The sequence below is a fragment of the Pseudomonas sp. P1.31 genome (assembly GCF_001269815.1).
Lineage (GTDB): Bacteria > Pseudomonadota > Gammaproteobacteria > Pseudomonadales > Pseudomonadaceae > Aquipseudomonas > Aquipseudomonas rustica.
Genome location: NZ_LHVN01000003.1, coordinates 1 through 24,519, shown reverse-complemented (window position 1 = coordinate 24,519; position 24,519 = coordinate 1). Strand labels below are relative to the sequence as shown.

General features: G+C 60.2%; 21 protein-coding genes. 12 read left to right on the top strand and 9 right to left on the bottom strand.

All coding sequences use genetic code 11. The features are described from left to right. The first annotated feature begins 28 nt into the window (after positions 1-28). Both AD669_RS00880 and rimK read left to right on the top strand, forming a co-directional pair. A complete protein-coding gene (locus AD669_RS00880) occupies positions 29-448 on the top strand; it encodes an ATP-dependent zinc protease (protein WP_231982547.1) in 420 nt (139 codons plus the stop codon). After that, complete coding sequence (gene rimK / locus AD669_RS00875) at positions 445-1,350, top strand: 30S ribosomal protein S6--L-glutamate ligase (RefSeq protein ID WP_007949201.1); 906 nt, start codon at positions 445-447, stop codon at positions 1,348-1,350. The genes AD669_RS00880 and rimK overlap by 4 nt, the downstream gene beginning before the upstream one ends. Positions 1,351-1,438: 88 nt before the next feature. On the opposite strand, the gene AD669_RS00870 is transcribed toward rimK, so the two are convergent. Together AD669_RS00870 and ompR are read right to left on the bottom strand one after the other, a co-directional pair. Continuing rightward, positions 1,439-2,752: an ATP-binding protein gene (locus AD669_RS00870; protein WP_053116529.1), complete on the bottom strand. Its 1,314-nt coding sequence runs from the start codon at positions 2,750-2,752 to the stop codon at positions 1,439-1,441. A 114-nt stretch (positions 2,753-2,866) separates the two neighbouring features. Continuing rightward, entirely contained in the window at positions 2,867-3,607 is a 741-nt protein-coding gene (ompR, locus tag AD669_RS00865) for a two-component system response regulator OmpR (protein WP_008080479.1), read from the bottom strand. 360 nt (positions 3,608-3,967) lie between these two features. On the opposite strand from ompR, the gene AD669_RS00860 reads away from it, so the two are divergent. The 7 genes from AD669_RS00860 to tauD all read left to right on the top strand — a co-directional run bounded on the left by AD669_RS00860 (position 3,968) and on the right by tauD (position 12,400). Further along, positions 3,968-6,292, top strand: a complete 2,325-nt coding sequence (locus AD669_RS00860) for a Tex family protein (protein ID WP_053116528.1) — start codon at positions 3,968-3,970, stop codon at positions 6,290-6,292. Beyond that, positions 6,292-6,675 carry a PaaI family thioesterase gene (locus AD669_RS00855; protein ID WP_053116527.1) on the top strand — a complete coding sequence of 128 codons (384 nt, stop codon included), beginning with the start codon at positions 6,292-6,294 and terminating at the stop codon, positions 6,673-6,675. Before AD669_RS00860 ends, AD669_RS00855 begins: the two co-directional genes overlap by 1 nt. Positions 6,676-6,921: 246 nt before the next feature. Continuing rightward, positions 6,922-8,505: a glutamate--cysteine ligase gene (gshA, locus tag AD669_RS00850; RefSeq protein WP_053116526.1), complete on the top strand. Its 1,584-nt coding sequence runs from the start codon at positions 6,922-6,924 to the stop codon at positions 8,503-8,505. 289 nt (positions 8,506-8,794) lie between these two features. Further along, the gene (gene tauA, locus AD669_RS00845) at positions 8,795-9,772 is read left to right on the top strand and encodes a taurine ABC transporter substrate-binding protein (protein WP_053116525.1); all 978 of its coding nucleotides are present in this window, start codon (positions 8,795-8,797) and stop codon (positions 9,770-9,772) included. Between the two features lie 16 nt (positions 9,773-9,788). After that, positions 9,789-10,583 (top strand): taurine ABC transporter ATP-binding subunit, encoded by a 795-nt coding sequence (tauB, locus tag AD669_RS00840; RefSeq protein ID WP_053116524.1) that lies wholly within the window; start codon positions 9,789-9,791, stop codon positions 10,581-10,583. Next, a complete protein-coding gene (gene tauC, locus AD669_RS00835) occupies positions 10,580-11,419 on the top strand; it encodes a taurine ABC transporter permease TauC (protein ID WP_053116523.1) in 840 nt (279 codons plus the stop codon). The genes tauB and tauC overlap by 4 nt, the downstream gene beginning before the upstream one ends. A 141-nt stretch (positions 11,420-11,560) precedes the next feature. Further along, positions 11,561-12,400: a taurine dioxygenase gene (gene tauD / locus AD669_RS00830; RefSeq protein WP_053116522.1), complete on the top strand. Its 840-nt coding sequence runs from the start codon at positions 11,561-11,563 to the stop codon at positions 12,398-12,400. A gap of 160 nt (positions 12,401-12,560) precedes the next feature. Here the strand turns inward: tauD and mgrA are convergent, their stop codons facing one another. The 3 genes from mgrA to AD669_RS00815 form a co-directional block, all read right to left on the bottom strand. Beyond that, entirely contained in the window at positions 12,561-13,598 is a 1,038-nt protein-coding gene (gene mgrA, locus AD669_RS00825; protein WP_053116521.1) for an L-glyceraldehyde 3-phosphate reductase, read from the bottom strand. A 193-nt stretch (positions 13,599-13,791) separates the two neighbouring features. After that, positions 13,792-15,111, bottom strand: a complete 1,320-nt coding sequence (locus AD669_RS00820; protein ID WP_053116520.1) for an LLM class flavin-dependent oxidoreductase — start codon at positions 15,109-15,111, stop codon at positions 13,792-13,794. Position 15,112: 1 nt separating this feature from the next. After that, entirely contained in the window at positions 15,113-17,338 is a 2,226-nt protein-coding gene (locus AD669_RS00815; protein ID WP_053116801.1) for a TonB-dependent receptor, read from the bottom strand. 206 nt (positions 17,339-17,544) lie between these two features. Between AD669_RS00815 and AD669_RS00810 the strand changes: the two genes are divergently transcribed. Next, positions 17,545-18,582 carry a LacI family DNA-binding transcriptional regulator gene (locus AD669_RS00810; RefSeq protein WP_053116519.1) on the top strand — a complete coding sequence of 346 codons (1,038 nt, stop codon included), beginning with the start codon at positions 17,545-17,547 and terminating at the stop codon, positions 18,580-18,582. A 99-nt stretch (positions 18,583-18,681) separates the two neighbouring features. Here the strand turns inward: AD669_RS00810 and AD669_RS00805 are convergent, their stop codons facing one another. Then, positions 18,682-19,146 carry a type II toxin-antitoxin system HicB family antitoxin gene (locus tag AD669_RS00805; RefSeq protein ID WP_371262349.1) on the bottom strand — a complete coding sequence of 155 codons (465 nt, stop codon included), beginning with the start codon at positions 19,144-19,146 and terminating at the stop codon, positions 18,682-18,684. Further along, positions 19,143-19,325: a type II toxin-antitoxin system HicA family toxin gene (locus tag AD669_RS00800; RefSeq protein WP_053116517.1), complete on the bottom strand. Its 183-nt coding sequence runs from the start codon at positions 19,323-19,325 to the stop codon at positions 19,143-19,145. The genes AD669_RS00805 and AD669_RS00800 overlap by 4 nt, the downstream gene beginning before the upstream one ends. 403 nt (positions 19,326-19,728) lie before the next feature. Between AD669_RS00800 and AD669_RS00795 the strand changes: the two genes are divergently transcribed. After that, positions 19,729-19,989: a hypothetical protein gene (locus AD669_RS00795; protein ID WP_053116800.1), complete on the top strand. Its 261-nt coding sequence runs from the start codon at positions 19,729-19,731 to the stop codon at positions 19,987-19,989. 24 nt (positions 19,990-20,013) lie between these two features. Here the strand turns inward: AD669_RS00795 and betT are convergent, their stop codons facing one another. Together betT and epsC are read right to left on the bottom strand one after the other, a co-directional pair. Further along, entirely contained in the window at positions 20,014-21,975 is a 1,962-nt protein-coding gene (gene betT / locus AD669_RS00790; protein ID WP_171057266.1) for a choline transporter BetT, read from the bottom strand. Between the two features lie 380 nt (positions 21,976-22,355). After that, positions 22,356-23,282, bottom strand: coding sequence for a serine O-acetyltransferase EpsC (gene epsC, locus AD669_RS00785; protein ID WP_053116516.1), 927 nt, complete (start codon positions 23,280-23,282; stop codon positions 22,356-22,358). Between the two features lie 190 nt (positions 23,283-23,472). Between epsC and AD669_RS00780 the strand changes: the two genes are divergently transcribed. After that, a complete protein-coding gene (locus tag AD669_RS00780) occupies positions 23,473-24,465 on the top strand; it encodes a D-cysteine desulfhydrase (protein ID WP_053116515.1) in 993 nt (330 codons plus the stop codon). The last annotated feature ends 54 nt before the right edge of the window (positions 24,466-24,519 follow it).

The following is a 24,519-nucleotide window of genomic DNA, read 5'->3' as shown; positions in this document are numbered from 1 at the left end:
TCTGCGCGAGTGGGTGGCGCTCCCGGATTTGGGAGTCGCGGGCCTGCGGGCGAAAATCGACACCGGGGCCAGCACCTCCAGTCTGCACGCCACCGATATCGAACCGTTCGAACGCGACGGCGAGAAATGGGTGCGTTTCACCGCGCACCTGGGCACGGTGGTGCAGTTACGTCACCGCCGCTGCGAAGCGCCGCTGGTGACGCGCAAAACCATTAAGAGCTCCAACGGCCATGCGCAGGTGCGCTACGTGATCAGCACCACCCTGGCCTTGGGTGATCGGGTCTGGCCGGTCGAGTTCACCCTCGCCTGCCGCAAGTCCATGCGTTATCGCCTGTTACTCGGTTCCAAAGCCCTGATCGACGGCCAGTTGGTGGTCAATCCGGGTATCAAATATGTACAAGACAAGCCGGTGTTCCCGGTATCTACCTCCTCCACAGGTGTTGCATGAAGATCGCTGTGCTGTCGCGGAACCCGCGTCTGTATTCCACCCGCCGTCTGGTCGAAGCCGGAACCGAGCGCGGGCATGAAATGGTAGTGATCGACACGTTGCGCGCCTACATGAACATCGCCAGCCACAAGCCGCAGATCCACTATCGCGGCAAACCGCTGGAAGGTTTCGACGCGGTGATTCCGCGGATCGGTGCGTCGGTGACGTTCTATGGCTGCGCCGTGTTGCGTCAGTTTGAAATGATGGGGGTGTTCCCGCTCAACGAATCGGTGGCGATTGCCCGTTCCCGGGACAAATTGCGTTCGCTGCAATTGCTCTCGCGTCGCGGCATCGGTTTGCCAGTGACCGGGTTTGCTCACTCGCCGGATGACATTCCCGATCTGATCGACATGGTCAACGGCGCGCCGCTGGTGATCAAAGTGCTGGAAGGCACCCAGGGCATCGGTGTGGTGCTGTGCGAAACCGCGACTGCCGCGGAATCGGTGATCGAGGCGTTCATGGGCCTGAAGCAGAACATCATGGTGCAGGAGTACATCAAGGAAGCGGGCGGCGCGGATATTCGTTGCTTCGTGGTCGGCGACAAGGTGATCGCGGCGATGAAGCGTCAGGCGAAACCGGGTGAGTTCCGCTCAAACCTGCACCGTGGCGGCAGTGCGAGCCTGATCAAGATCACGCCGGAAGAACGCATGACCGCGTTGCGAGCGGCGAAGGTCATGGGCCTGGCGGTGGCGGGTGTGGATATTCTGCGTTCCAATCACGGGCCGCTGGTGATGGAAGTGAACTCGTCGCCGGGGCTGGAAGGGATTGAGACCACCACCGGGAAGAATGTGGCGGGGATCATTATTGAGCATCTGGAAAAGAATGGTGGGCCGAATATGACGCGCACCAAAGGCAAAGGCTAAATGCAAAAGATCGCAGCCTGCGGCAGCTCCTACAGGAAACGCATTTCCATGTAGGAGCTGCCGCAGGCTGCGATCTTTTTTTCAGCCGTTAAACGGCATCGCGCGGCAGCATCAACCCAAGCGGCAACCTTACCCGCGCCTCCAGCCCACCCCCGGACCGGTTGCGCAACTCAACATTGCCGCCATGCATCGACGCAATCCGCTTCACGATCGCCAGACCCAAGCCAGTACCCTTCCCGCCCCGAGCACGATCGCCGCGAGTAAACGGGTTAAAGATCGCCTCAAGCTCTGAAGGATCAATCCCCGCCCCACGATCCATCACGCTCAGCACCACATACGGCGCGCTGACGTCACCGCTCACATAAGCCGCAACTTCCACGCTGCTGCCGGCATGATTCAGGGCGTTGCCGATCAGGTTATTGAGCAAGCGCTTCATCGACACCCGACGCAGCGGAAACGGCTGAATCGGCTCCAGACGCAAACGGACTTTCTCTTCATTCTGGTTGTAAGGCGCAGCCACCTCACGCACCAGATCGCTGAGATCGACCTCCTCCACCGATTCATCACGACCATCACGAATAAATGCGAGGAACTGGTCGAGAATCGCGTCCATGTCCTCGATGTCACGCACCATGTCGTCAGTCAGGTCGTTGCGATCGCCCATCAATTCCAGCGACAGTCGCAATCTGGTCAACGGTGTACGCAAATCGTGGGAAACCCCCGCCAGCATCAACTCGCGCTCGCGTCCGGCCTGCTCGACGTCTTCGGCCATCTGGTTGAAGGCGCGATACACCTCGGTCATTTCGCTCGGCGTATCGCTGATCGGCAGACGCACGCTGCGGCCCTGACCGAGTTGCCGCGCAGCAAACACCAGACGTTTCAACGGCTGATTGAGCTGACTGACGAAAATCCATGCCGACGCCGTCGACAGCAAACCAATGGCGAGGAACCAGCCGAGCACGTTCCAGATTTTCTGGCCGCGCAACGGATGCGGATACAGCGGTACTTTCAGCCAGCCATCACCGAGGCTCGGCGCGCGAACCCACAGCGCCGGCGGCGAATGCATGCGCAAACGCACTTCGGTGTCGGCACCCAGTTCCGCCTGCATCTGCCGCTGATAGATTTCGCTGTACGGCCAATGCTGTTCGCCTTCCGGCACGCCAGCGCCGACCACGCGGATCAGGGTCGCGGCATCAGCGATCTTCGCGCGGTTTTCTTCGTCGGCGGCCCAATAGGCGCGCAGCGTCAGGGCGACGCCGTGGCTGTATTGACGATCCACCAGCACGTCCTCGTTCATCAATAGATAAACCAGGGTCAGCGCTTTGGAAAACAGCACGACGATAAGCACCAGCCAGAGGGTGCGGGAGAAAAAACTTTGGGGGAACCAGACGGGGGTTTTCATGAATAACCGCTACACACTTGCAGGAGCGAGCAATGCTCGCATATTGCGGATTGCGAGTCTGCGGGCCGGGTCATTCAACCCGGGCCCGACAGACCCGCTCCTACAAATCGCCGATCACTTGGTGGCGGCGCCATCCGGCACGAACACGTAGCCCACACCCCAGACAGTCTGGATGTAGCGCGGCTTGGATGGATCGGGTTCGATCATCCGGCGCAGACGCGAGATCTGCACGTCGATGGAACGCTCGAGGGCATCCCACTCGCGGCCACGGGCCAGGTTCATCAGCTTGTCACGGGTCAGTGGCTGACGCGCGTTCATCACCAGAGCCTTGAGTACCGCAAACTCACCGGTGGTGAGCATGTGCACTTCGTCGCCGCGCTTCAGTTCGCGGGTGGCCAGCGACAACACGTAATCACCGAAGGTGACGTTTTCGTCTTCGCTGCCCGGCGCGCCTGGCACCGGTGCGGCCTGACGACGCAGAACGGCTTTGACCCGGGCCATCAGCTCGTCCGGGTTGAACGGCTTGGCCAGATAATCGTCGGCGCCCAGTTCCAGGCCCTTGATGCGGCTGATCTCATCGCCCTTGGCGGTGAGCATGATGATCGGGATCTGATTGTTCGCGGCGCGCAGGCGGCGGCAAGCGGTCAGGCCGTCTTCACCCGGCAGCATCAGGTCGAGTACGACCAGATTGAACACTTCACGCGACAACAGACGATCCATCTGTTCGGTGTTCGGAACGGTACGGGCGCGGTAGCCCTTGCTGACGAAGAAACGTTCCAGCAGGCTGCTCAGCCCCGGATCGTCATCAACGATAAGAATTTTTTCGCCTTCAGCAGTTTGTGCAGTGCTGCTCATTAGATGCTCCTTTTAGCTCGGCGCGCATTATGGCGTAGCTGCCGTTATACGCACCGTGTGCATTGTTAGCAGATTTTTCCTTCACTGCCAGAAAACCGGGGTTTATGCCTACAGACTGCAACACCCCCGAATGGCAGAACGCTGGTTATAATGCGCGGCGTTTTGTGCCAGGCAACGTCTGAATCGTTACCGCAGGTGATCGCCGGTTTTTTTCATGGCAACCGCAGTAATTGTTCGATTTCACGGGTCAATGGGGTGCCTTTTGACCCAGGCAGCGGCCATCTTCATGCCGCTCAACCAGACTCCGGGCCTTTATTTCCGTGCCTGCGAGCCTGCTTTCACAATATGTCAGGTGGTTTTATGGACAGCATCAACAGCCGCATCGCCGAGGAACTCGGCGTACGCCCACAACAGGTCGAAGCGGCCGTCGCGCTACTCGATGAAGGCTCAACCGTTCCCTTCATCGCCCGTTACCGGAAAGAAGTCACCGGCAGCCTCGATGACACCCAGTTGCGTCATCTGGAAGAGCGCCTGCGCTACCTGCGAGAACTCGACGAACGGCGCATCAGCATCCTCGCCAGCATCGAAGAGCAAGGCAAACTCACCCCGCAGCTTGAGCGCGACATCAAGCTTGCCGACACCAAAACCCGCCTCGAAGACTTGTACCTGCCGTACAAGCAGAAGCGCCGCACCAAGGGCCAGATCGCCCTGGAAGCCGGCCTCGGCGACCTCGCGGACGGTCTGTTCAACGACCCGAACCTGGCCCCGGAAACCGAAGCCGCACGCTTCGTCGATGCCGAAAAAGGCGTGGCCGATGTCAAGGCTGCCCTCGAAGGCGCCAAATACATCCTCATGGAACGTTTCGCCGAAGACGCCAGCCTGCTGGAAAAACTGCGTAACTACCTGAAACAGGAAGCCACTCTCAGTGCCCGCGTTATCGCCGGCAAAGAAGAGGAAGGCGCCAAGTTCCGCGACTACTTCGAACACGACGAACCACTGAAAAGCATGCCGTCGCACCGCGCGCTGGCGATTTTCCGTGGCCGCAACGAAGGCATCCTCAGCTCCGCGCTGAAAGTCGGCGACGAGCTGCCGGGCAGCATGCACCCGTGCGAAGGCATGATCGGCCAGCAATTCAATATCCAGAACCAGAACCGTCCGGCCGACAAATGGCTCGGCGAAGTGGTGCGCTGGACGTGGAAGGTCAAGCTCTACACGCACTTGGAAACCGACCTGCTCGGCGAACTGCGTGACGGCGCTGAAACCGAAGCGATCAACGTCTTCGCCCACAACCTGCACGATCTGCTGCTGGCCGCCCCGGCCGGCCCGCGCGCTACTCTGGGCCTCGACCCGGGCCTGCGTACCGGTTGCAAGGTGGCCGTGGTCGACTCCACCGGCAAGCTGCTTGATCACGCCACGGTTTACCCGCACGTGCCGCACAACAAGTGGGATCAGACCATCGCCATCCTGGCCGCCCTGTGCGCCAAGCACTCGGTTGACCTGATCGCCATCGGCAACGGCACCGCCAGCCGCGAAACCGACAAACTGGCGATCGAGCTGATCAAAAAATACCCAGCGATGAAAATGACCAAGGTCATGGTTTCCGAGGCCGGCGCATCGGTGTACTCGGCATCGGAACTGGCGGCCAAGGAATTCCCGGATCTCGACGTATCGATCCGTGGCGCCGTGTCCATCGCCCGTCGTCTGCAGGATCCACTGGCAGAACTGGTGAAAATCGATCCGAAATCCATCGGTGTCGGCCAGTACCAGCACGACGTTTCGCAGCTGAAACTGGCGCGTGGTCTGGATGCAGTGGTTGAAGACTGCGTGAACGCCGTCGGCGTAGATGTGAACACCGCCTCGGTGGCGCTGCTGGCGCGTATCTCCGGCCTCAACTCGACGCTGGCGCAGAACATCGTGACTCACCGCGATGAGCACGGCGCGTTCAAAACCCGTGCAGCCCTGAAGAAAGTCGCGCGTCTGGGCGAAAAAACCTTCGAACAGGCGGCCGGTTTCTTGCGCGTGATGAACGGCGACAACCCGCTGGATTCCTCGGCCGTTCACCCGGAAGCCTATCCGCTGGTGCAGCGTATTGCCGCTGAAACCGACCGCGACATCCGTTCGCTGATCGGCGATGCAAGCTTCCTCAAGCGTCTGGATCCGAAGAAATTCACCGACGAGACCTTCGGTCTGCCCACCGTCACCGACATTCTGCAAGAGCTGGAAAAACCCGGCCGCGACCCGCGTCCGGAGTTCAAGACAGCCGAGTTCCAGGAAGGCGTTGAAGACCTCAAGGATCTGCAATTGGGGATGATCCTTGAAGGCGTCGTCACCAACGTGACCGCGTTCGGTGCCTTCGTCGACATCGGCGTGCATCAGGACGGTCTGGTGCACATCTCGGCGCTGTCGGAGAAATTCATCAAGGATCCACGCGAAGCGGTGAAGGCCGGTGACGTGGTGAAAGTGAAGGTCATGGAAGTCGATATCCCGCGCAAACGCGTTGGCCTGTCGATGCGCATGGGCGACACCCCGGGCGAGAAAATCGACGGTGCGCGTGGCTCGCGTCCGGGCTCGGCGCAGCGCCAGCCTTCGAACAATGCGCCACGCAAGGAAATCGCCACCGCCGCGCCGGTGAACAATGCGATGGCCTCGCTGTTCGCTAACGCCAAGCAGTTGAAGAAACGCTGATGGAGATTCCGGCCGGGCTCGTCGAGAGCGCGTTTTTCAAGCTGTTGGGCTGCCGCCTGCACAGCCTGGAAACCGGGGTGGCGCAAGTCGCCCTGGTGCTGGAACCGGAACTTCGCAATCGCGGCGGCAAATTGCACGGTGGCGCGCTGTTCAGCCTGGTCGATATCGCCATGGGGCTGGCCTGTTCCAGCACTCACGGCTTCGATCAGCAGAGCGCGACCATCGAGTGCAAGATCAACTATATCCGCGCCGTTTCCGACGGCGAGGTCATGTGCACGGCGCGGGTCATCCACCCGGGCCGGCGCACGTTGGTGGTTGAAGCCGACGTGATGCAGGGCGACAAACTGGTCGCAAAAGCACAAGGCACGTTCGCTGTCCTGTAGCTAGACGCCATCAATTTGAGTTAATTTCGGCGCAATGAATCCTGTAGGAGCTGCCGCAGGCTGCGATCTTTTGATTTTGTTTTTCAATAGCAAGATCAAAAGATCGCAGCCTTCGGCAGCTCCTACAGGGTATGTGTGCGGCTGACCGGCTAGAAAACCAGGCGATAACGCCAGTTTCAACTTCACCCTTGTAGACCGTCCTGCCCACCCCCATATTGGGGCGACTGACGCGTGAAGGAATCCAAATTGAGCGAACTTCTCAACCGCCGCCTGGCTCTGCTCGGCGAGCGCGCTAACCTCTCTCTGCTCGAGCAGTGCCTGCACGGTATCGAACGTGAATGCCTGCGCGTGACCAGCGAAGGTCGCCTGGCGCAAACGCCGCACCCCGAAGCCTTGGGTTCCGCGCTGACCAACGAACAGATCACCACCGACTACTCCGAGTCGCTGCTGGAATTCATCACGCCCGCCCTGCCTGACCCGGCTGATACGCTGGCGAGCCTGGACAAGATTCACCGTTTTGCCTACAGCAAACTCGGCAACGAGTACCTGTGGAGTCCATCGATGCCGTGCCCGTTGCCGGCCGAGGAAGACATCCCGATCGCCTATTACGGCACCTCCAACATCGGTCAGCTCAAGTACGTTTACCGCAAGGGCCTGGCCCTGCGCTACGGCAAGACCATGCAGTGCATTGCCGGGATTCACTACAACTTCTCCCTGCCGGAAAAGCTCTGGCCGCTGCTGCGTGAAACCGAAGGGTTTGTCGGCACCGACCGCGATTTCCAGTCGTTTTCCTACATCGCGCTGATCCGTAACTTCCGTCGTTATAGCTGGCTGCTGATGTACCTGTTCGGTGCCTCGCCAGCGCTGGACGCCGGTTTCCTGCGGGGTCGTTCGCATCAGCTCGAACAACTCGATCCGGACACCTTGTATCTGCCGTACGCGACCAGCCTGCGCATGAGCGACCTCGGTTACCAGAGCAATGCCCAGGCCGGTTTGACGCCGTGCTACAACGATCTGGCCAGCTACACCGACAGCTTGCGCAAAGCCGTGGCCACGCCGTACGCGCCTTACGTTGAAGTCGGCACGCACAAGGATGGTGAGTGGGTTCAGCTCAACACCAACATCCTGCAGATCGAAAACGAGTACTACTCCAACATCCGCCCGAAACGCGTGACCTACACCGGCGAGCGGCCGATACAGGCGCTGGTGGCCCGTGGCATTCAGTACGTCGAAGTGCGCTGCCTGGACATCAACCCGTTCCTGCCGATGGGCATCGACCTGACCGAGTCGCGCTTCCTCGACGCGTTCCTGTTGTTCTGCGCGCTGAACGATAGCCCGCTGCTTACCAATACTTCGTGCGGCAACGCCACGTCGAACTTCCTCAGCGTGGTCAAGGAAGGTCGTCGTCCGGGTCTGGAGTTGCAGCGTGACGGTGAGTCGGTCGAGATGAAGACCTGGGCTGCCGAACTGCTGGAACAAATCGCCCCGCTGGCGGCGTTGCTGGATCAGAGCCATGGCGGCGATGCGCACAGCAAGGCGCTGGATACGCAACTGGCCAAGGTCAGCGATCCGTCCCTGACACCGTCCGCGCAGGTTTTGGCGGCGATGGCTGAGCATAAGGAAAGCTTTGCGCAGTTCTCGTTGCGTCAGAGTCAGGCGCACGCGGAGTTCTTCCGTAGCGAGCCTTTGGCAGCGGAAGAGCAGGCGAAGTTTGAGGAGTTGGCGCGTACTTCGCTGGCTGCGCAGGCTGAGCTGGAGCAGAACGAGGTGGGGGATTTTGATGTGTTTGTCGGGTCGTATCAGGCGAGTATTTTGGCGATCAGCAATTAAGCGTTGGCAGTAAAAAGATCGCAGCCTGCGGCAGCTCCTACATGGGAACGAGATTTCCTGTTGATCGTTCCCACGCTCCGCGTGGTAACGCCTCAAGGGACGCTCCGCGTCCAGGTGACGTGGAGCGTCACCGGCTGCATTCCCACGCAGAGCGTGGGGACGATCTGCTCCCTCGCTCTTAGATTTTTCCGCTCATAAGCTCATTCGAAAAAGTTATTTATTTACTGATTCTTAGATCATTTAGTCTCCTTTCACGCCGACGCTCGGTCGCCTGATATGGAGCTCTTCAATGAAACTGAATTTCCCGCTTCGCCTGCTGGCCGCAGCCTCTCTGGCTGCCGCGAGTTTTCTGGCTCAGGCCGCCGACCTCACCGTCGCCTACCAAACCACCGTTGACCCGGCGAAAGTCGCTCAGGCTGACGGCGCTTACGAAAAAGCCACCAAAGCCGATATCGCCTGGCGCAAGTTCGACAACGGCGCCGACATCATCGCCGCCATCGCTTCCGGCGACGTGCAGATCGGCTACCTCGGTTCAAGCCCGCTGACCGCCGCGATCACCCGCAAAGTCCCGGTCGAAACATTCCTCATCGCCACTCAGATCGGCGCTGCCGAAGCACTGGTCGCCCGCGACGGTTCCGGCATCAAGACCCCGCAGGATCTGGTCGGCAAGAAAATCGCTGTGCCGTTCGTATCCACCGGTCACTACAGCCTGCTCGCCGCACTGAAGCACTGGAACATCGATCCATCAAAAGTCACCATCCTCAACCTCGCGCCACCGGCCATCGTTGCTGCGTGGAAACGCGGCGACATCGACGCCACTTACGTTTGGGATCCGGCGCTGGGCGTAGCCAAAGAAAACGGCAAAGTGCTGATCACCTCCGGCGAACTGGCCAAGTTCGGCGCGCCGACTTTTGATGCGTGGATCGTGCGCAAAGACTTCGCCGAGAAGCACCCGGAAATTGTCACCGCGTTCGCCAAGGTTACCCTCGACGCCTACGCCGACTACCGCAAAGACCCGAAAGCCTGGCTCGCCGATCAATCCAACGTCGACAAACTGGTGAAACTCTCTGGCGCCAAGGCCAGCGACATCCCATTGCTGCTGCAAGGCAACGTCTACCCGCTGGCAGCTGATCAGGTCGTCACCCTCGGCGCGCCGACCACCAAAGCCATCACCGACACCGCTGCGTTCCTCAAGGAACAAGGCAAGGTCGAAGCCGTTCTGCCGGACTACGCGCCGTACGTCAGCGCCAAATTCATCACCAACTGATCGGGAGTTAACCGCGATGGCCTTGCTACAGCTGGAGCGCATCAGCGCACAGTACCCGGGCAGCCCCGAACCGGTGCTGGCGGATATTTCTCTGACCCTGGGGCCTCAGCAATTGCTGGTCGCCCTCGGCCCGTCCGGCAGTGGCAAGACTTCGCTGTTGAACCTGATTGCCGGTTTCGTCGAACCGAGCGCCGGGCGCATCACCCTCAACGGCGTGCCGGTCAAAGGCCCGAGCGCCGAACGTGGCGTTGTGTTCCAAGACGACGCGTTACTGCCTTGGCAGGATGTGTTGGCCAACGTCGCATTCGGCCTGGAACTGGCCGGCGTCGCCAAGGACAAACGCGAAAAAATCGCCCGTGAAATGCTCGCACTGGTTGATCTTTCCGGTTTCGAAAGCCGCCGTATCTGGCAACTCTCCGGTGGCCAGAAACAACGCGTCGGCCTCGCACGCGCCCTCGCCGCTGACCCGCGTGTGTTGCTGATGGACGAACCTTTCGGCGCCCTCGACGCGTTCACTCGCGAACAAATGCAGGAGCTGTTGCTGCAAGTCTGGCAGCGCACCGCCAAGCCGGTTTTCCTGATTACCCATGACATTGAAGAAGCGGTGTTCCTCGCCACTGACCTGATTCTGCTCGCGCCGAATCCGGGGCAGATCGTTGAGCGTCTGCACCTGGATTTCGGTCAGCGTTACGCCGCTGGCGAGTCCGCCCGCGCGATCAAATCCGATCCGCGCTTTATCGAAACCCGCGAACACGTGCTGAGCAAAGTGTTCTCGCAACGCAGCGCCGGGCAACGGCAGGAGCGCGCATGAGCAGTTACGACGTTTCCTCGGCTGCGGTAAAACCGGTCAGCGCATCCGTGGTGATTCCGGTGCGCCGCAGCCTCAGCACGCGCTGGATCAGCCTGTTGACGCTGTTCACTTTGGTGGCGATCTGGTGGGCAGTGACTGCCACCGGTCTGATCGAACCATTGTTCCTGCCGCCGCCGTCCGCCGTGCTGCAAAAGGGTTGGTTGCTGGCGACCACCGGTTACATGGATTCGACGTTGTGGCAGCACCTTGGTGCGAGCCTGAGCCGTATCGGTCTGGGTCTGGGTTTTGCGATTTTGACCGCTGTGCCGGTGGGCATTGCGATCGGCGCCAACCGCATCGCCCGTGGTGTGCTCGATCCGCTGATCGAGTTCTACCGCCCGATTCCACCGTTGGCTTATCTGCCGCTGATTGTTATCTGGTGCGGCATCGGCGAGTTGTCGAAAGTGCTGCTGATTTATCTGGCGATTTTCGCGCCGATTGCCATTGCTACCGCCACTGGTGTGCGCACGGTTGACCCGGCGAAATTGCGCGCGGCGCAGTCGTTGGGTGCGACGCGTTTGCAGCTGATTCGCCATGTGATTTTGCCAAGCGCTCTGCCGGACATTCTCACCGGCGTGCGCATTGGTCTGGGTGTTGGCTGGTCGACGCTGGTCGCTGCCGAATTGATCGCTGCCACCAGTGGCCTGGGCTTCATGGTGCAGTCGGCCGCGCAATTCCTGGTCACCGATGTCGTGGTGCTGGGGATTCTGGTCATCGCCCTGATCGCCTTCGCCATGGAAATGGGCCTGCGCGCCCTGCAACGCAAACTGGTGCCGTGGCACGGCCAGGCCCACTAAAACATCTTTTTGAATCCCCCCCTGTAGGAGCTGCCGCAGGCTGCGATCTTTTGATCTTGCTTTTAAAAAGATCAAGATCAAAAAATCGCAGCCTTCGGCAGCTCCTACATAGGGTGATGACCGCAATTGAAGAGAAAGACCATGAGCAGCCTCAACATCACCCCATTAAGCTCGGCCCTCGGCGCACAGATCAGCGGCGTCGACATCAGCCAGCCGCTGTCCCTGGAACACCGCGACGCCATTGAGCAGGCGCTGCTCAAGTATCAAGTGCTGTTCTTCCGCAACCAGCCAATCGAGCCACCGCAACAGGCGCGTTTCGCTGCGTACTTTGGCGACCTGCACATTCACCCGATCTACCCGAACGTACCGGAACAACCGGAAGTGCTGATCCTCGACACCGCCGTCACCGACGTGCGCGACAACGCGATCTGGCACACCGACGTAACCTTCCTGCCGACGCCAGCGATGGGCGCGGTGCTCAGCGCCAAGTTGCTGCCGGAGTTTGGCGGCGACACGTTGTGGGCCAGCGGGATTGCTGCGTATGAAGCGCTGTCAGCGCCGATGAAAAGTTTGCTCGAAGGGCTGACCGCGACTCACGATTTCACTCGTTCGTTTCCGCTGGAGCGTTACGGCAACACGCCTGAAGCATTGGCGCAGTGGGAAGAAGCACGGCGCAAGAATCCACCGCTGTCACACCCGGTGATTCGCACGCACCCGGTCAGCGGGCGACGCTCGTTGTTCGTCAATGAAGGCTTCACGTCGAAGATCAATGAACTGTCGGAAACCGAGAGCGAGGCGATTCTGAAGTTTTTGTTTGCCCACGCGACGCGGCCGGAATTCACCATTCGCTGGCGTTGGCAGCAGGACGATATTGCGTTTTGGGATAACCGCGTGACCCAGCATTACGCGGTGGATGATTATCGGCCGGCGCGGCGGGTGATGCAGCGGGCGACGGTGTTGGGGGATGTGCCGTTTTTTTAGGATCAAAAGATCGCAGCCTGCGGCAGCTCCTACCTTGATCGTTCCCACGCTCTGCGTGGGAATGCCGCCCGGGACGCTCTGCGTCCCATCTAAAGCCGAACGCGGAGCGTCCGTGGATGCATTCCCACGCGGAGCGTGGGAACGATCAGCTTCGAGAGGCTTACTCTGCCGTCGAAGGTTTCTCCCACAGATTGATCCCGCCCTCTTGGGCAAACCGGTCAATCTCCGCCAGTTCTTCAGCACTGAAGCTCAGATTCTTCAACGCCCCAACGTTCTCAATAATCTGCTCCGGCCGGCTCGCACCAATCAACGCCGAGGTCACTCGCGGATCCCGCAGCGTCCACGCCAAAGCCAATTGCGCCAGGCTCTGGCCACGACGCTTGGCGATCTCATTCAACGCCCGCACGTGAGCGATGTTGGCCTCGGACAAGTGCGAAGCCTGCAACGAACCACCGCCCGGACGATTGACCCGCGCATCCGCCGGCACGCCGTTGAGGTATTTGTCGGTGAGCAGACCTTGCGCCAACGGGGTGAACGCGATCACGCCAGTACCGAGTTCATCGGTGGTATCGAGCAGATCCTTTTCCACCCAGCGATTGAGCAGGTTGTACGCCGGCTGATGGATCAGCAGCGGAACTTTCCACTCTTTGAGCAGCGCAGCGATCTCACGGGTTTTCACGCCCGAATACGACGAGATCCCGATGTACAACGCCTTGCCTTGCTGCACAGCGGTGGCGAGGGCGCTGGCGGTTTCTTCCAGCGGGGTGTCCGGGTCGAAGCGGTGCGAATAGAAGATATCCACATAGTCGAGACCGAGGCGTTGCAGGCTCTGGTCGAGGCTGGCCAGCACGTATTTGCGCGAGCCACCGCCCTGACCGTAAGGGCCGGGCCACATGTCCCAACCGGCCTTGCTGGAGATGATCAGTTCGTCGCGGTACTGCTTGAAGTCTTCGCGCAACAGACGACCGAAATTGGTCTCGGCGCTGCCGTACGGCGGGCCATAGTTGTTGGCCAGGTCGAAGTGATTGATGCCCAGATCGAACGCGGTGCGCAGCAAGGCGCGCTGGGTGTCGATCGGCGTGCTGTCGCCAAAGTTGTGCCACAGGCCCAGCGACAGCGCCGGCAGCACCAGACCGCTGCGCCCGACGCGGCGGTAAGGGATGGAGTCATAGCGATTTTCGGCAGCGGTGTAAGTCATCGAATCCTCTCTTGTCTGTCTTTTAGTCATCTGAAACCGAACACCTTTGTGGCGAGGGGATTTATCCCCGATCGGCTGCGAAGCAGTCGTAAAACCAGCGCACTCGGTACATCAGGTTGACCGAAGCTTCAGGTCTTGGGGCGGCTCCGCCACCCATCGGGGATAAATCCCCTCACCACAAAAGCTCTACCAATCATGCGAAACGGTTTACAGGCCGGGCCAGGCCAAGGTTCTGGCGCAATGTCCGGCCCTCGTACTCCGTTCTGAACAACCCACGCCGTTGCAGTTCCGGCACCACGCCGTTGGCGAAGTCTTCGAGCCCGCCCGGCAGGTGCGGCACTAGCACGTTGAAGCCGTCCGCCGCGCCTTGTTCGAACCATTCCTGCAAACGATCAGCAATCTGCTCAGGCGTACCGACCAGGCTGTAATGCCCTCGCCCGCCAGCAATCTTGCGACCGAGTTCAGCAAGGCTCAGGCTGTCCCGCCCCGCCAATTCCGTCAGCAATTTCTGCCGGCTCTGCTGGCCGCTTTCCGTCAGCGGCAATTCGGGCAACGGGCCGTCCAGCGGATACTTCGATAAATCGAAGTTGCCCAGCATACGCCCAAGCAAGGCGACGCCAACCTCGGGTTCGACTAATTGCTGAAACGTTTCACATTTTTCCTGCGCTTCGGCTTCGGTGCGGCCGACCACGACAAAAACCCCGGGCATGATTTTCAGCGAATCGGCGCTGCGACCGTACTTGGGCAGACGCCCTTTGAGGTCGGCGTAGAACGCCTGTGCATTGACTAAGGATGTCTGCGCGGTAAACACCACCTCAGCCGTCTGCGCCGCCAATTCACGCCCAGTCTCGGAAGAGCCGGCCTGCACGATCACCGGTTGCCCCTGCGGCGAGCGTGCAACATTCAGCGGCCCTTTGACCCGAAAGTGCTCACCCACATGATCCAGCACATGCAACTTCGCAGGGTCGTAATACGCCCCGCTAGCCTTGTCGCGCACAAACGCATCGTCCTCCCAACTGTCCCACAGCCCGGTGACCACCTGATGAAATTCCCGCGCACGGTCGTAGCGTTCGGCATGACCGATATGCTCATCACGACCAAAATTCAGCGCCTCGGCAGCATTGTCCGAAGTCACCAGATTCCACCCCGCTCGTCCGCCTGATAAGTGATCAAGCGAAGCGAACTTGCGCGCCACGTGATACGGCTCGTTGTAACTGGTGGTCGCCGTGGCGATCAGACCGATGTGCTCGGTCACCGCACTCAGCGCCGAGAGCAATGTCAACGGCTCAAAGTGATCAGAGCGCGCCATGCGACTGGCGATGTCCTGGGTCGGCGCGGCGACGCTGTCAGCGACAAACAATGCATCGAATTTCGCCGCCTCGGCAATCTGCGCCAGCCGTTTGTAATGGGCGAAATCCAGACCTGCATTCGCCGGCACTTCAGGATGCCGCCACGCTGCGACGTGGTGCCCGGTGGCCATGAGAAATGCGCCGAGTTTCAACTGTCTGCTCATCTCAGAAATCCTTGCGCAGTTGCACGCCGAAGTAGCGTTCGTCGTCGCGTGGCACGGCGCGGTAGATGTAGTTGCCACCGCTGGCGAGCACCGGCGAGTAAGACTTGTCAGTGAGGTTTTTGCCGAGCAGCGCAACACGCCAGCCATTGCTGTAATCGGCGAGTGCGACGCTGGCGTTCCAGATACCGTAGGCGCCCTGTTTGGTGTCGACGTTCTGGCTGATGTCGTACTGCACTTCGCTCTGCCAGCTGTAGTCGGTGCCGAGTTCGATATCCAGACCGTTATCCAACGGAATCGTGTAATCGGCGCGCACGTAGCTTTTCCAGTCCGGGCTGAACGGCAGCGGTTTGCCGTTGACGTTGCAGGACGCCGCCGCGCCCGCCGGGCAGGCGAATTCGTCGATGCGTGCACGGGTGTAGGCCAGTGCGCCGGACAGTTTCAATTGCTGGGTCGCTTGCAGTGCGTAATCGAGTTCGACGCCTTCGGTGCTGACGCTGCCGGCGTTGATCAGACGCGTCACCACTTGCCCGGCGACGGTGTCGAAGAAGTTCGCCTGATAGTTGTCGTACTCGCTGTGGAACACCGCAAGGTTGGTGGTCAGGCGGTTGTTCCACGACGTGGCTTTGATGCCCGCCTCCCAAGTGTTGGAGGTTTCCGGTTTCAGCGCTTCGGTATCGCGCGGCTGCATGTTGAAGAACACGTTGTAGGCCGGGCCTTTGTAGCCGCGCGAGTAGGTCAGGTACGTGGTGACGGCATCGCTCAAGTCGTACTGCACTCCGAGGCGACCGGACCAGCCGTCTTCATCGACGGAACCTGAGCTGCTGGTCGCCGGTTGGATACCGCTGACGGTGGTGGCCGACGTCGACACGCGGCGGTGATCGTATTCGAGATCATCGTGGGTGTAGCGCAGGCCGGCGATGCCGCGAAAGTCCGAAGTGAAGTTCAGCGTGCTCTCGCCAAACACGGCGTAACTGTCGCTGGTGGTGCTGTAATCGGCGACGCCACGGTCGGTGCGCGTGGTGGTCGTCAGGGTGCGCTGATAGGTTTCTTCGTCCTTGCCGTGCATGTAGAACAGACCGCCGACGTATTCGAGGAATTCGCCTTTCGGTGAGGCCAGGCGCAGCTCTTGCGAGTATTGATCGAAGGCCAGATCACCCTTGTCTGCGGTGCCGGGAAACGCTGCGGCCACCGTGCCGAGACGGTCGCCGTCCTGATATTGGGTGTTGTCCCAGCCGCGCCACGCGGTGATCGACGTCAGCGTGTAATCGCCCAGTTGCCAGTCGAGCTGGCCGGACAAACCTTTGTTGATGTCCTCGACGTGAGTGCGGGTGTCGGTATTGATGTCGCGGTTGTGGCTGGAGGCGTACGCCGGGCTCAGCGCATTGGCGAAGGCCGGGGTCAGTGACTTGCTGACCACGCCATTGGGGCCGTCGTCGTGGGACTGCATGTAGTCGGCGATCAGGGTGAAAGTGACGTCGTCATTCGGAGTGAATTCGAGTTTGCCGCGCACGCCACGATGGTTGTAGCCGTTGACCTCCTGACCGTTGTGCTCGTTGTCGACGTTGCCGTCGTAGGTGCCGAACAGCGTGCTGATCGAGCCCTTCAACGTCTCAGGAATCAGGCTGCCGCCGAGGCCGAAACGGGTGCGGCTCTCGTTGCCGCTGTAATACGACTGATCGATGTAGCCGTGGGTCTCGGCGGTGGGTGCCTTGCTGGTGATGTTGAGCACGCCAGCCGAGGCGTTCTTGCCGAACAAGGTGCCTTGCGGGCCGCGCAAAACTTCGACGCGCTCCAGATCCAGCAGGTCCAGGGTCGCCTGTCCCGGACGCGCATACACCACGCCATCGATCACCGTGGCTACGGTCGGCTCAACGCCTGGAGAAGTGGAAATTGTGCCAACGCCGCGCACGAACAACGAGGTGTCTTTGTTCGATGCGCCGGTGCGGAAATTCAGCGACGGCACTTGCTGGACGATGCTTGCCACGCCGTTGCGGTTATCGCGCTCGAGCTGCTCGCCGTCGATCACCGAGACCGCAACCGGCACTTTTTGCAGCGACTCTTCGCGGCGGGTCGCGGTGACAGTGACCGACTTCAGCGTCGGCTCCTGATCGCTGCTGTCAGCAGCGAATGCATTGGGCAACGGCAGCGCCGCCAGCCCCGCCAGTAACCAGCCAGCGGCGCGAATCGACTGCGCCAGTTTGTGTGTCGCCCCAGGAATGTTGTGCATGTTCTGCCCGCTCGAAATTGGCCCTGATCCGCTGCCGTTCTGCGACGACAGCGCCTGAATCGGTGTCTTGGGCATTCGCTCGAGCGAGTAGCAGACAACGCGCTTTGTTAGCGCTAACATCGCCAATATTGGCCATCATCACATAGACCGTCCAATACTGAAAAATTAGTTTTATATGCGATTTGGTTTTTAACAAGGATCGGACCATGAGCGAAGAAAAGCCGCGCAAACGCCGTGGCGCCGGACGTGTGACCCTGAATGCGGTGGCGCGCGAGGCCGGGGTTTCGGCGATCACCGTGTCGCGCTACTTCAATCAGCCCGAACAGGTGTCGCCTGAACGCCGCGAGCGGATCGCGGCAGTGGTGGCTGATTTGGGTTATGTACCGAATCTGGTAGCCGGCGGGCTGGCCTCGGCGCGGGGGAAAATCGTCGGCATGGTCATTCCGAACATTTCCGGGCCGATCTTCGCCAACACCATTCAGGGCTTCAGCGATACGCTGAGCCGCTATGGTTATCAGCTGTTGCTCGCGTCGAGTTACTTCAGCACCGAGCAGGAAGAAAATGCGGTGCGCGCGTTTCTCGGCTGGTCGCCGGCGGCACTGGTGCTGACCAGTCACTTTCACAGCGCGGGCACAGAAAAGATGATCGCCGAGGCGGATATTCCGGTGATCGAAACCTGGGATTACCAGCCGGAACGTGAGCCGATGCAGATCGGTTTTTCGCATTTCGACGTAGGCGTGACGGCGGCGAATTATCTGCTGGAAAAAGGCTATCGACGCATTGCGTTCGTGCAGAACAGCGCTGCGGGTGACTTCAGCGCCCTGGAACGCCGCGACGGTTACGCGGCGACCTTGCGAGAGGCAGGCGTGGAGCCGTGGGTCTTTGCCCCCGACGCTGATCGCACGCCCTTCGAGGCCGGCAAACAGGCGATGGACGCCCTGATGAACGCCTCACCGCGCCCCGACGCGATCATCTTCGCCAACGACAACCTCGCCGCCGGCGGCCTCCTCGCCGGGCAACGCGCGGGCATTAAAATCCCTGAAGACTGCGCCGTTCTCGGCTTCGGTGATTACCCGTTCGCCGAGATGCTGCTGCCGAGCCTGAGCACGATCAAACCGCCGGCGCTGGAGATCGGTGTGCTGGCGGCGACACGCGTGCTGGAAAGTCTTGGTGTATTGACGAGCGATGAAGTGCAGCGGCTGAATCTGCTGCAGTGCCAAGTCATCGAACGGGAAAGCACCTGAAACGGACATCTCAGTAGGAGCTGCCGCAGGCTGCGATCTTTTGATCTTTAAAAACAAGTCAAAAGATCGCAGCCTGCGGCAGCTCCTACAGGGTCATCTTTACATCGAGAGTTCGCGCAAGGCGGCTGCCGCGAGGAAACCGGAGCGGGAGCGATAGCGCTGGTCACGCCGCACAGTCTGGTCAATACGCTCAAGCAGCTGTTCAGGCAGCGTGGCATTAAACCGCACTGACTTGCCGAAATACGGGGTGATATCAAAATCGACCATACCCCAGATCCCTCCCGCGTAATCCGGGTTATCGAGATGAGCATCAATCTCCCGCACTTGCGGCAACGGCGCGCCGTCGGCGACCAAGCCTTCATAATGAAGCGCCAAAGCTTCCTGAGTATTCTCAAACGCCTCGGCGACCGTACTGCCCGCAGAGAAGCAGCCCGGTACATCCGGGATGATCACGCCGTAGTCTGAGTCGGCATCCTTGTGCAGAACGACCGGGAATTTCATGTGAGTGAGTCCTTCCTCTGACAGGCCCTTAAAACGGCCTTCGTTTCCAATAACGGGCCTCATTTCAGGTCCGCCTGTTTCAAAATGCTGTTGATCGTGCCCTTGGGCAGATCGGAGTCGGGGTGCTTGATCGTCACCCTTCCCTGCTTGAACGCATGCTTGTACTGGTGGTGACTGCCTTTCACCGCCACCAGATACCAACCATCGTCCTCGATCATCCTGATCATTTCCCGACTGCGCATTTCCTTTGCCCTGTTCGACCGCTAGAGCTGTTTACTCTAGGGGACGCTAGCGCCTGTAATACACACAATACACACCAAGATAAATATTAGCGCACGGAACGGACGCTCGGTTAAGGGCCAGTTCAACGGCAGGCGCGAGCCAGCGAACACCACACCTCGTGAGCCGTGCACATTTGGATGAGTCGCGAAATGTGTCCCGATGGAGAGCACCGGTGTTTTAGTGGTGTGGGCCGGATTGTCTATGCTCTAAAGGACACCGAGGTGACCCTATCGCGAGCAGGCTCACTCCTACAGGGGTTGTGTTGTACATAAAATTCATGTCCAACCACACTCCACTGTAGGAGCGAGCCTGCTCGCGAAAGCGGCCTATCAGGCAATGCACATCCACCAGGCAGAACCCGCCATGCACACCGCCATCATCATTTTCTTCGGCCTGGTTCTGCTCGCCCTGATGCTCTACATCGGCGAGCGCATCGGCTTCAGCCGTCAAACCATGGCCTACAGCTTCGCCGCTCTGTGGCTAGCGTTGACGGTGATTAACGGCGCGGTGGGTGTGGTGCATGCGAAGCAACCGCTGGGTTCGGAAATAGCGATTGGCAGTGCGGTATTTGGCGTGCCGATGGCGGCGATGGTGTTGTTCATGGTGCTGAGCGCCGAGTCGTAAAACGTCCCGGCGCCCAGCTGCCAATCAACGCACCAGATGCAAAAACTGCATATGCCGTTCGTACTGATCGAGGATGTCGTTGATGATCTGTTCTTTGGTGTAGCCGACCAGATCGTAGTCCTGACTGCCCTCGCTCAAATGCACTTCGGCGCGGTAATAGCGGCGATTGTTGAGCTGCTTCGAGCCCATCCCGCCACGCGCGAAGGACGGCGTGAAGTAGCCGCGCATCTGCACCTGATAGATGAATGGATGCGCATCGCCATGGCCGATTTCGAGGCTGACGCTGTCATTCGCCGGATCCGGCTGGGTGACCACGTTCAGGCCTTTCTCGACGAACACCGCCGTCACTTCTTCAATCGCCGGGCGCACCGTGGTGTCCATGAAGCGGTACACCTCGTCGCGTGACGGGAAGTGCACGGCCTGACTCAGACGCTGTCGCCAGCCGCCCGTGCCGCGCCGCGAACCGGAGACCGGTGCCAGCGAATGCAACTGCGCGATCTGCTTCTGCGACTCGAGATAGAACGCCTTGTGCAGGCCCCACATCATCAACAACAGAATCAGCGAGAACGGCAACGAGGTCAGTACCACCGCTGACTTCAGCGCATCGATGCTGCCGGAGAACAGCAGCGCACTGGTGATCAGTGCAGTCATCGCGCCCCAGAACACTCGCAGCCATTTCGGCCCGTCTTCGTCCGGGCTACCGCCCTTGGCCGACAAAGTCGAGAGCACCACGGTGCCGGAATCGGCAGAGGTGACGAAGAACACGAAGCTGATAAACACCGTCACGGCGATGACGGTTTTGCTCCATGGATAGGTTTCCAGCAGCAGGTAAATACTCATCGACGGGTTGTCGAGGGCCGACATGCCCAGCGCACTCATGCCGTGGTTGAGCACCTGATCGATGGCGCTGTTGCCGAAGATCGACATCCACGCGAGGGTGAAACCGAGCGGAATCAACAGCACGCCGAAAACGAATTCACGGATGGTGCGGCCACGGGAAATCCGTGCGATGAACAGTCCCACGAACGGCGACCATGCAATCCACCAGGCCCAGTAGAACACCGTCCAACCGCCGAGCCAGTCGCTCGGTTTGTCGTAGGCGTAGAGGTCGAAACTCTTCATCGGCAAGGCGCCGAGGTAGTCGCCGATATTCTGGATCAAGGTGTTCAGCAAGTGCTGGGTAGGCCCGGCGAACAACACAAACAGCAGCAGTGCACAGGCCAGCAGCATGTTGATGTCGGACATCACCCGCACGCCTTTATCGACGCCGGAGACCGCAACAATGATCGCCGCGCCCATCATCAGCGTGATCAGGCCGACCTGAATCCACTGGGTGTGCGCGATACCGAACAGGTAGTCGAGACCGGAGTTGAGGTGCAGCACACCGAAACCCATGTCGGCACCGAGGCCGAACACCGTGGCGATGATGCCGAAGCCATCGACCGCGTAACCGATCGGGCCGTTGATGCGTTTGCCGATCAGCGGATACAGCGCCGAGCGCAGCGCCAGCGGCAGGTTGTGGCGGTAAGCGAAGTAGGCCAGCGCCATGCCGACGAAGGCGAACACGCCCCAGCCATGCAGGCCCCAGTGCAAAAACAGAATCTGCATGGCTTGGCGCGCCGCATCCGCCGTGCCGGCCTCGCCTTGCGGCGGCTGGAGCATGTGGGTCAGCGGCTCAGAGACGCAGAAGAAAAACAGCGTGATGCTGATCCCGGCGGCGAACAGCATACCGGCCCAGGACAGGTAACTGAATTCGGGCTCGTCGTGGTCGGCACCGAGTTTTATCTTGCCGTAGCCGGATAAGGCGGTGACCACCACGAAGACCAGATACAGCGTCATCGCAAGCATGTAGTACCAGCCGACCGTGTTGGCCGCCCAGTTTTGCGCTTCCAGCAGCCAGGCGCCGGCCTGTTCAGGCATGGCAATGACAACGAGACCAAACAGCAGAATGACCGTCGCGGCGAAGTAGAACACCGGCGGATTCATGCGTACCAGACCGCTGGCGGGGGTAGACGATGCACTCATGAAACGTGCACCTCGAGGGGTTTAAACGTGGCTGAAATGATCGGACTCAGCAAAGGCAAGCCTCCTGTTGTGAGCGGGCAGCGAACCACCGGTTTAACTTGAATGAACGTTCAAGTTAAACATGGATGGGGGGGTAAGGACTAATCGTACGGCTAGGCGGTAGTTTTCCTACGCTAGCTCAAGGATGGGTATGACGCGGGTTTGAGGGGATTCGTTCAACGACAACAGGACTCATGCACAAACCTGTAGGAGCTGCCGAAGGCTGCGATCTTTTGATGTGATTTTTGTAGATCAAAAGATCGCAGCCTGCGGCAGCTCCTACATGGGATTTGCTGCTTGGCCTACTTCTGCGTGCCGTCATCGTGCTGCAAGTTGGCCTGGGTCAGATTGCACCCCGCCGGCACACTGCGCGTCAGCCACACATTGCCGCCAATGGTCGACCCCTTACCGATAGTGATGCGTCCGAGAATCGTCGCCCCGGCGTAAATCACCACATCATCTTCCACGATCGGATGACGCGGATGACCCTTCTGCAACTGGCCGTCTTCGTCCGCCGGGAAGCGCTTCGCCCCCAACGTTACCGCCTGATAAATCCGCACACGCTCGCCAATGATCGCGGTCTCGCCGATCACCACGCCCGTCCCATGATCGATAAAGAAGCTACGGCCAATCTGCGCGCCCGGGTGGATATCAATCCCGGTCGCCGAATGGGCGATTTCCGCGCTGATCCGCGCCAGCAATGGCAGCCCCGCGCGATACAAATGGTGCGCCAGACGATGGTGAATCACCGCCAGAATCCCCGGATAGCACAGCAACACCTCATCAACGCTGCGCGCCGCCGGATCACCGTGGTAGGCCGCGAGCACATCGGTATCGAGCAGTGTGCGCAAGCCCGGCAAGGCCAGGGCAAAGTCCTGAATAATCTCAATCGCACGGGCCTCGACTTCGGTGTCGGCCTGCGCACTGTGGCGAGCGACATAACGCAGCTCCAGGCGCGTCTGCGCCAATAAGGCATTCAGGGCGACATCAAGGGTGTGACCGACGTAGAAATCCTCACTCTCTTCGCGCAGATCCACCGGCCCCAGACGCATCGGGAACAACGCGCCGCACAGCGCTTCGAGAATCTCCGCCATCGCCGCCCGCGACGGCAACTCGCGACCACCCTGCTCGCCGGACGCCCGGCCGTTCTGTGCCCGCCACTGATCCCGCGCGCTGCGCAGTTGACTGACGATGGTCTGCAATTGCCAATGGCTGGAACGCTCGCTCACGGTAAAGACTCCTCACGGGCGGCCGGACTGTCTGGCCGCGTCAACGGCGACTACTTTACGGCATGCTCACGAGGGCGAATTAAGAACCGATAGTGCTGGGCTCAGTTCATTTGGCTATAAGCGATTCGCGGTTGCCCCTGCAAAAACCCGTGCCTATAGTCCTTTCATCTTTCTCCGCCAGTACGGACTCATGATCAAGAATCAGCTGGAACGCTTTAACCGCCTCGACCTGCTCGGCCATCCGACGCCGCTGGAAAAACTCGAACGCCTGTCCGCATGGCTCGGTCGCGAGGTGTACATCAAGCGCGATGACCTGACGCCGCTGGCCATGGGCGGCAACAAACTGCGCAAACTCGAATACCTCGCCGCTGATGCCTTGGCGCAAGGCGCCGACACGCTGATCACCGCCGGCGCGCTGCAATCGAACCACGTTCGGCAGACCGCCGCGCTGGCCGCCAAACTCGGTCTCGGTTGTGTGGCATTGCTGGAAAATCCGCTGGGCACCGACGACAGCAACTACACCGGCAACGGCAACCGACTGCTGCTGGATCTGTTCGACGCCAAGGTCGAACTGGTCGACAACCTCGACAACGCTGATGAACAACTCGCCGCCCTCGCGGTGCGTTTGCGCAGCAACGGTAAGAAGCCGTATCTGGTGCCGATTGGCGGTTCGAATGCGCTCGGTGCGCTGGGTTATGTGCGCGCCGGCCTGGAGCTGGCCGAGCAAATCAAAGACACCGGCCTGAATTTCGCCGCCGTGGTGTTGGCCTCGGGCAGCGCCGGCACGCACAGTGGTCTGGCCTTGGCGTTGAGCGAAGTGTTGCCACAGTTGCCGGTGATCGGCGTGACGGTTTCGCGCAGTGAAGAAGATCAGCGGCCGAAGGTGCAAGGGCTGGCTGAGCGTACGGCGGCGCTGCTCGGCGTCGAACTGCCGGCGGATTTCAAGGTCGAGTTGTGGGACGAATACTTCGGCCCGCGCTATGGCGAGCCGAATGCCGGGACGTTGGCGGCGGTGAAGTTGCTGGCGAGTCAGGAGGCGGTGTTGCTGGATCCGGTTTATACCGGCAAGGCGATGGCGGGGTTGCTGGATGGGATTGGTCGTCAGCGCTTTGATGAAGGCCCGATCATCTTTTTGCACACTGGCGGCGCGCCGGCGTTGTTTGCCTATAGGGATTTTCTGTAAGAGCAAGATCAAAAGATCGCAGCCTGCGGCAGCTCCTACAGGTGATCCCGTGTA

What these genes read in the sequence shown, in the direction of transcription:
- rimK (WP_007949201.1), top strand. Translation starts at nt 445, where the DNA reads ATGAAGATCGCTGTGCTGTCGCGGAACCCGCGTCTGTATTCCACCCGC.
- AD669_RS00870 (WP_053116529.1), bottom strand. Translation starts at nt 2,752, where the DNA reads ATGAAAACCCCCGTCTGGTTCCCCCAAAGTTTTTTCTCCCGCACCCTC.
- ompR (WP_008080479.1), bottom strand. Translation starts at nt 3,607, where the DNA reads ATGAGCAGCACTGCACAAACTGCTGAAGGCGAAAAAATTCTTATCGTT.
- AD669_RS00860 (WP_053116528.1), top strand. Translation starts at nt 3,968, where the DNA reads ATGGACAGCATCAACAGCCGCATCGCCGAGGAACTCGGCGTACGCCCA.
- AD669_RS00855 (WP_053116527.1), top strand. Translation starts at nt 6,292, where the DNA reads ATGGAGATTCCGGCCGGGCTCGTCGAGAGCGCGTTTTTCAAGCTGTTG.
- tauA (WP_053116525.1), top strand. Translation starts at nt 8,795, where the DNA reads ATGAAACTGAATTTCCCGCTTCGCCTGCTGGCCGCAGCCTCTCTGGCT.
- tauB (WP_053116524.1), top strand. Translation starts at nt 9,789, where the DNA reads ATGGCCTTGCTACAGCTGGAGCGCATCAGCGCACAGTACCCGGGCAGC.
- tauC (WP_053116523.1), top strand. Translation starts at nt 10,580, where the DNA reads ATGAGCAGTTACGACGTTTCCTCGGCTGCGGTAAAACCGGTCAGCGCA.
- tauD (WP_053116522.1), top strand. Translation starts at nt 11,561, where the DNA reads ATGAGCAGCCTCAACATCACCCCATTAAGCTCGGCCCTCGGCGCACAG.
- mgrA (WP_053116521.1), bottom strand. Translation starts at nt 13,598, where the DNA reads ATGACTTACACCGCTGCCGAAAATCGCTATGACTCCATCCCTTACCGC.
- AD669_RS00820 (WP_053116520.1), bottom strand. Translation starts at nt 15,111, where the DNA reads ATGAGCAGACAGTTGAAACTCGGCGCATTTCTCATGGCCACCGGGCAC.
- AD669_RS00815 (WP_053116801.1), bottom strand. Translation starts at nt 17,338, where the DNA reads ATGCACAACATTCCTGGGGCGACACACAAACTGGCGCAGTCGATTCGC.
- AD669_RS00810 (WP_053116519.1), top strand. Translation starts at nt 17,545, where the DNA reads ATGAGCGAAGAAAAGCCGCGCAAACGCCGTGGCGCCGGACGTGTGACC.
- AD669_RS00805 (WP_371262349.1), bottom strand. Translation starts at nt 19,146, where the DNA reads ATGAGGCCCGTTATTGGAAACGAAGGCCGTTTTAAGGGCCTGTCAGAG.
- AD669_RS00800 (WP_053116517.1), bottom strand. Translation starts at nt 19,325, where the DNA reads ATGCGCAGTCGGGAAATGATCAGGATGATCGAGGACGATGGTTGGTAT.
- AD669_RS00795 (WP_053116800.1), top strand. Translation starts at nt 19,729, where the DNA reads ATGCACACCGCCATCATCATTTTCTTCGGCCTGGTTCTGCTCGCCCTG.
- betT (WP_171057266.1), bottom strand. Translation starts at nt 21,975, where the DNA reads ATGAATCCGCCGGTGTTCTACTTCGCCGCGACGGTCATTCTGCTGTTT.
- AD669_RS00780 (WP_053116515.1), top strand. Translation starts at nt 23,473, where the DNA reads ATGATCAAGAATCAGCTGGAACGCTTTAACCGCCTCGACCTGCTCGGC.